We start from the raw sequence: 6,299 nt of genomic DNA on the forward strand, positions 1-6,299 counted from the left end.
ATGACATCAAACATTGAAGCAAAAACTGTTACCTATGTCCCCGAACATCTGTAACCCTTGACTCCGGTCTATACACCCGCAAGGGGCGGGGGAGCAAAGACCAAACGATTTTCCCCAAGGATATGTAAATGAAACAACGCCCCATAACCCCGGCCTACAGCCGCTATGCATTGACACTGTTACTGGGGGTCAATCTGCTTAACTACATTGATCGGCAGGTACTGTTCGCCGTGTTTCCGCTGCTCAAGGTCGATCTGCAACTGTCCGACACGGCGCTGGGGCTGCTTGGCAGTGCCTTTATGATCAGCTACATGATTCTCGCTCCTCTATTCGGCTGGCTTGGCGATCACTGGAGCCGCATCCGGCTTGCGGCCGGTGGCCTGGTGATGTGGAGTCTTGCCACGGCCACGGCCGGTTTTGCCGGGAACTACCACATCCTGATGGCTGCCCGCGCCGGGGTTGGGATCGGTGAAGCCAGTTTCGGCACCGTGGCACCCGGCCTGATTGCGGATTATTTCTCCAAGGATCGCAGAGGGCGGATTCTGTCCTGGTTTTATGTCGCCATTCCGGTGGGGAGTGCCTTGGGATACCTGCTGGGGGGAGTGCTGGGGCAACGCTTCGGCTGGCATGCCGCTTTCCTGCTGGTGGGTCTTCCCGGCATGCTGCTGGCTATACCGATTCTCCTGCTGCGCGAACCTCCCCGTGGCGGGGGAGAGAAAGAAGCGTCCGGTAAATCGTCGAAGGCTGCAGTCTCCGGCGGCTATGGCGCTCTGCTGAAAAACCCTTCCTTTATCTACAACACCCTTGCCATGGCCGCCATGACCTTTGCCATTGGTGGCCTGGCCCAGTGGATTCCGTCGTTCCTCAACCGTGTTCATGTATTGGATGTGGAAAAGGCAAATATCCTCTTCGGTGGTGTCACCGTAATTGCCGGGATTGCCGGCACCATGAGCGGAGGGTGGCTCGGTGACCGTTGGCAGAGCAAGAGCCCGAAGGGTTACCTGCTCATATCCGGGTTCGGTTTTCTGATCGGCGCGCCAGTAGCTGCCCTGGCCTTTCTCTCCCCGTCTCTCGGTCTTTGCATGACAGCCATCTTCTTCGCCGAATTCTTCCTCTTCCTTAACACCGGACCTCTCAATACCGTCATCCTCAATGTGACCAATCCGGCCATTCATGCCATGGCTTTCGCGGTCAACATCTTCTTCATCCATGCACTGGGTGATGCTATCTCCCCTTCCATTCTCGGCTGGCTTTCGGATCATTGGGGGCTGACCAACGCCCTTCTCGTGACCCCCCTGGCCATGCTCCTGGCCGGTCTGTTCTGTTTCATCTGCAGCAGATACGTGGCTGCCGACATGCAGCGGGCCGAGGGGTAGGTTGCAAACCGCCCCCCTCCCAACCTCCCCCCGCTGGAGGGAGGAGCTTTTAATTCCCTCCCCCAGCGGGGGAGGGCTAGGGAGGGGGAAGAATGATATGAGGCTAGGGGAAGGATGGGAACGGGTGGTTTTTCACTGAAGTGACTAACATCATTGGAGGCCTGGAATGGCGCTTAAAGCAGATGAGGGGGTTAAAAACCTGCATATAAATGACGATATTATAGCCGTCGGCGGTGGTTATGGTATCCATTGGCCAGATATTGATGAAGACTTGAGCACTGAGGGACTATTGCGCGGGGCTCCGGCTCCCAGATAAGTTACGCAGGCTGTTCCGCTTTGGACTCCATCAGGGCTGCAACTTACACGTTGCAGCCCTTTTCTATTTGTAAATGACTGTGAGCTTTATCCGGTAATGGTTTTGCTGCCCGTATATTCCCCTTCTCCCTGGAATCTGGCACCCGCAAGGGATGCCCTTACATCCGCAATACCCGTAAAAGCAAATTGTGAAATAACTGTTAGAATATTTAGAGAAAACGACGCAGACCTATGCGGGTGCACCGGAATCGGACGGAATGAGCTTTGTCAGAATTCCGGGGTGGAGGTTTGAAATGGAGCTGGTACGCCATGCGGAGTAGTAAAATCGGTCTTCTGTATGTAGAAGACGACATGGAAACGAGGGAAATTGTAGCGAATGCTCTTGCCGCTGATTACCCCGGGCTCTCACTGTATTTTGCTGCCGACGGTGCTGAAGGTTTGGCTCTTTTTCGGGAGCATCGGCCTGAGATTGTGATTACCGACATAATGATGCCGGTCATGGGTGGCATCCGCATGGCGGAAGAGATACGGGCTCTTGAGTCCGAGGCGGAGCTTATCGCTCTCACCGCCTTTAGCGACACCAGCTTTCTGGTAAGCGCCATTGAGGCCGGGTTCAGTCATTATGTCCTCAAGCCTGTTGATTTCGATAAGCTCTTTGCCGCTGTTGAAAAAAGTCTGCAAGTCGTCACTCTGAAGCGACAGGTGAATGAACAGAATGAACAGATCCGGCAATTTGCGGCAGAACTTGCGACAAAGTCCGCCGAATTAGAGGCCGCAAATCAGGAGCTTGAAGCTTTCAACTACACGGTGGCCCATGATCTGCGTGGTCCGCTGAACAACATGGGTCTCAGTTTCCAGACAATTCAGGAACTGCACGGCGCCCAACTGGATGAATCAACCAGGAAATATCTCACCAGCGGCTATAACAATTCCCGACGGATGAGTCAGCTCATCGACACCCTGCTCGAATTTTCCAAACTGTCCCACCTCGAACCTCGCCGGACAACCTTTGATCTCAGTGCCATGGCACGTGAAATAGTCGCCGAACTTAATGGCACAGCACCAGAGCGCCGATGCATCTTCCATATCGCAGATAGGATCATGGCGAATGGCGATCCCAAGCTGCTCCGGGTGGCCCTGCACAATCTTCTCCAGAATGCCTGGAAATACACAGGAACCCGGGATGAGGCGCTCGTAGAATTCGGCGCAACGGAGATTGATGGCGCACCGGCTTATTTTGTCCGGGATAATGGAAAAGGGTTCGACCCGGCCGATGCAGGCAAGCTTTTCATACCTTTTCAGCGTCTTCCCGGTGCTGAAGAGTTCAAGGGTTCAGGCATCGGTCTGGCGACAGTAGATCGGATCATTCGGCGACATGGCGGCAAAGTGTGGGCCGATGCGGAGCCGGGCAAGGGATCGATCTTTTACTTCACCCTGTAGCGCTGAACCTTTCCTGAAAAAAGGTTAGCTTGTTATAGCTTGTAAGTTGGTGACTTTCTTTGCGGCTTTGCGTGAGAAAGGTTTTTTAACTGCTCTCTCGCTCGCTTCGCTTAAGACGCAAAGACGCGAAGAAAACCAATCCTATGGATTAAGAAGGCTGTGGCCTTGGCATTTGTTCTTTTAAAGAATTGCTTTGCTTTGCGGCTTTGCGCCTTTGCGAGAGCGAATTGCCGTAAAGGTTCATTCACTGATTCCAGCCGCACAACAATACCATCCCCTTCCCGTATAAGGAGGTTGCATGGAAGAAAATAGTTCCAATTACGTACCAATCGGCATCCCCGGCCTTGATGAGATCCTCAACGGAGGTTTGACGGCAGGAAAGATGTACTTGCTTGTGGGCAATCCCGGGGCGGGGAAAACGACTTTTTCGCTGCAATTCATTGCCGAAGGAATCAGGAAAAAGGAGCGCTGCCTCTATATCACCGTCGGGGGGGGGGGAGAATGATTTTGCCGCTTTGGCTCAAGCCGGCGGTATTTTCCTCGATCCCGAATTTTACAGCATTCATGTGGTAGAAATCAGTGAAGAAATCCTCGAAGGACCGGAGTTGAAGATTTTCCACAAGGCAGAATCAGAACCGCCCGGCGCGATGAAGGACCTGCTGGAGGAAGTCAAGAGGGTGCGGCCGGCGCGCCTGGTGATCGATTCGCTATCGGACCTGCGCTACCTTACAGATGAGCTGGTAAGCTTCCGCCGTCTTGTTCTTGCTCTGCGGCATGAATTTCAAAGCGAAGAAAGTACCGTCCTCATTACCAATAATGCCAGAGAGAACGATGGCCATCTGGAGACCATCTGCAACGGAGTCATCCAGCTGGAACAGGTGGTGAACGAATACGGTCCGATTCGGAGAAGGATTCTGGTGTCGAAACTGAGGGGAAGATCCTATCAAAGCGGCTGGCACGACTTCAGGATCACCGGGGATGGTCTTCGTGTCTTTCCAACTCTCCGTGTCGGCACGCAACGGCAAATGGATCAGAAAGAACTGCTTTCCAGCGGCAACACGCAGTTGGATCTCCTGTTTGGCGGCGGGATTGAAAGAGGAACCACCACGGCAGTTATAGGAGCCTCAGAGACGGGGAAAACGACGCTGGTGAACCTGTATGTTGTGGCTTCTGCAAAAAGAGGCGAACGCACGGTGGTGTATCTTTTCGATGAGACAGAGTTGTCGTACCGGGCACGGGCAGAGGGGCTCGGACTGAGCGTGGGTGACTACATTGACAAGGGGCTGATAATACTTCGCGAGATTGATGTGGCGGAATTTTCCGTTGGAGAGTTTACGACCATGCTGCTGCAGGAGGTAGAAGAGAGAGGCGTCAGCCACGTTACAATCGACACACTGAACGGCTACCTCAACGCCATGCCTTTTGAAAAACATCAAATCATCCAGCTTCACCAGCTTCTGATCCATCTGTCGCACAGAGGCATAACAATGTTCCTGGCTTCTGAGCAGCATGGCATTTTTGGTGATCTGACGACGGATGCTAAAAATCTAAGCTATCTCTCTGATTCCCTGCTCCTTCTCCGCTATTTCGAATACCGTGGGCAAATCAGGCGGGCAATTTCCGTTGTCAAGAAGAGAGGAGGAAAGCACGAGACGACGATACGAGAATTTACTTTGAGCAGCAATGGCATTTCGATTGGTGAGCCCCTGAAGGAAATGCAGGGGGTGCTGACGGGAGTTCCGACCCTTGGCGTTTGACGAGGGGACATACGGCGCCAATGAGATGCGGGTTATCGTGCTCCTGCCGAAGAGCCCGGATGCTGGATCGATCCTTCGGGTGCTGGAGGGAATGGGCGTGACCTCGAGAATGTGCGCCACATCGGAAGAGTTGTGCGCTGAAATCGAGCGAGGAGTCGGGGCGCTGATGATCGAGGAACATGTGCTCTCTACTGGTATTGGAGCATGCCTGCATGCCCTGCTGGACAGGCAGCCCTCCTGGTCTGAGCTGCCGATCATCGTACTTTTGAGTCATGGCCCGGAAACCCAGATCGCCAGGGATGCATTGCTGCTGCACGGAGACGTATCACTTGTGGAACGCCCGGTGCGGGTGAATACGCTGGTGGCGGTTGTCAGATCGGCACTGCGGAGCAGGCGTCGCCAATTCGTGGTGAGGGACCAATTACTGGCACTGGAGCAATCCGAAAGACGACTACAAAAGGCAAAGGACGAACTGGATGTGCGGGTGCAGGACAGGACGGAATTGCTGAGCAACGCTCTGGAGAAGCTTCTGGTGGAATCTACCGAGCGCCTCCAGGTTGCGGAGGAACTGCGCAGAAAAGAACAACTGCTCATGCAGCAGAACCGCCTTGCGGCAATGGGGGAGATGCTGGTCAGTATATCGCACCAGTGGCGTCAGCCTTTGAATGTGCTCGGTCTCATTCTTCAGGAGCTGAACAGAAGTTATCAGCGCGGCACAGTAACCAGCGAATTTGTTGAAGTCAGGGTATCCAGGGCAAAGCAGGTGATCACCCACATGTCCCAGACCATCGATGATTTCAGAAACTTCCTTAATCCTGACAAAATCAAGGTTTTGTTTACTGTAAAAGATGTTGTTGAGACAACACTTTCCATGGTGGAAGGCAGTTTCAAGGAAATAATGGCCAACGTGAAATTGATAGCTGAGGACAATGTTTTCATCGAAGGATACAGGAACGAATATGCCCAGGCAGTGATGAACATTCTCGTAAATGCACGTGATGTTTTTAAAGAAAGAGATGTTGCACATCCGCAGCTTACCATCACTATCTCCACGGAGAACGGGAGGAGTGTCGTGACCTTCGCGGACAATGCAGGAGGCATTGCCGGTAATGTGATGGGCAGGATTTTTGATCCCTATTTCACCACCAAAGCCCCGGACAAAGGTACCGGAATCGGCCTGTTCATGTCGAAGATGATTATTGAAAGAAACATGAACGGCAGCTTGTCGGTGCGGAATACTGATGAGGGGGCGGAGTTCAGGATCGAGGTGTGAAGACTGTGAAGACTTTCAGCCCCCCTCCCAACCTCCCCCCGCTGGGGGGAGGAGCGTTACATTCCCTCCCCCAGCGGGGGAGCAACTGTGTTAGGTGTCAAGAGGTGTTATGTGTGTTGCATGAAATTCGGGTCCCAC

The 6,299-nt window shown here is 53.4% G+C and carries 6 protein-coding genes; all 6 read left to right on the plus strand.

Annotation, left to right across the window (positions count from 1 at the left end; translation table 11 throughout):
• The first annotated feature begins 128 nt into the window (after nucleotides 1-128).
• Nucleotides 129-1,376: a spinster family MFS transporter gene (locus KJB30_RS17630; RefSeq protein WP_214301687.1), complete on the plus strand. Its 1,248-nt coding sequence runs from the start codon at nucleotides 129-131 to the stop codon at nucleotides 1,374-1,376.
• A 166-nt stretch (nucleotides 1,377-1,542) separates the two neighbouring features.
• A complete protein-coding gene (locus KJB30_RS17635; RefSeq protein WP_214301688.1) occupies nucleotides 1,543-1,692 on the plus strand; it encodes a DUF2442 domain-containing protein in 150 nt (49 codons plus the stop codon).
• A gap of 308 nt (nucleotides 1,693-2,000) precedes the next feature.
• Complete coding sequence (locus KJB30_RS17640) at nucleotides 2,001-3,131, plus strand: sensor histidine kinase (RefSeq protein WP_214301689.1); 1,131 nt, start codon at nucleotides 2,001-2,003, stop codon at nucleotides 3,129-3,131.
• 298 nt (nucleotides 3,132-3,429) lie between these two features.
• Nucleotides 3,430-3,636, plus strand: a complete 207-nt coding sequence (locus KJB30_RS18315; RefSeq protein WP_214301690.1) for an ATPase domain-containing protein — start codon at nucleotides 3,430-3,432, stop codon at nucleotides 3,634-3,636.
• A gap of 10 nt (nucleotides 3,637-3,646) precedes the next feature.
• The gene (locus tag KJB30_RS18320; protein WP_214301691.1) at nucleotides 3,647-4,888 is read left to right on the plus strand and encodes an ATPase domain-containing protein; all 1,242 of its coding nucleotides are present in this window, start codon (nucleotides 3,647-3,649) and stop codon (nucleotides 4,886-4,888) included.
• Nucleotides 4,878-6,161, plus strand: coding sequence for a sensor histidine kinase (locus tag KJB30_RS17655; RefSeq protein ID WP_214301692.1), 1,284 nt, complete (start codon nucleotides 4,878-4,880; stop codon nucleotides 6,159-6,161). The genes KJB30_RS18320 and KJB30_RS17655 overlap by 11 nt, the downstream gene beginning before the upstream one ends.
• Nucleotides 6,162-6,299 lie beyond the last annotated feature (138 nt).

Source organism: Pelotalea chapellei (genome assembly GCF_018531195.1).
GTDB lineage: Bacteria > Desulfobacterota > Desulfuromonadia > Geobacterales > Pseudopelobacteraceae > Pelotalea > Pelotalea chapellei.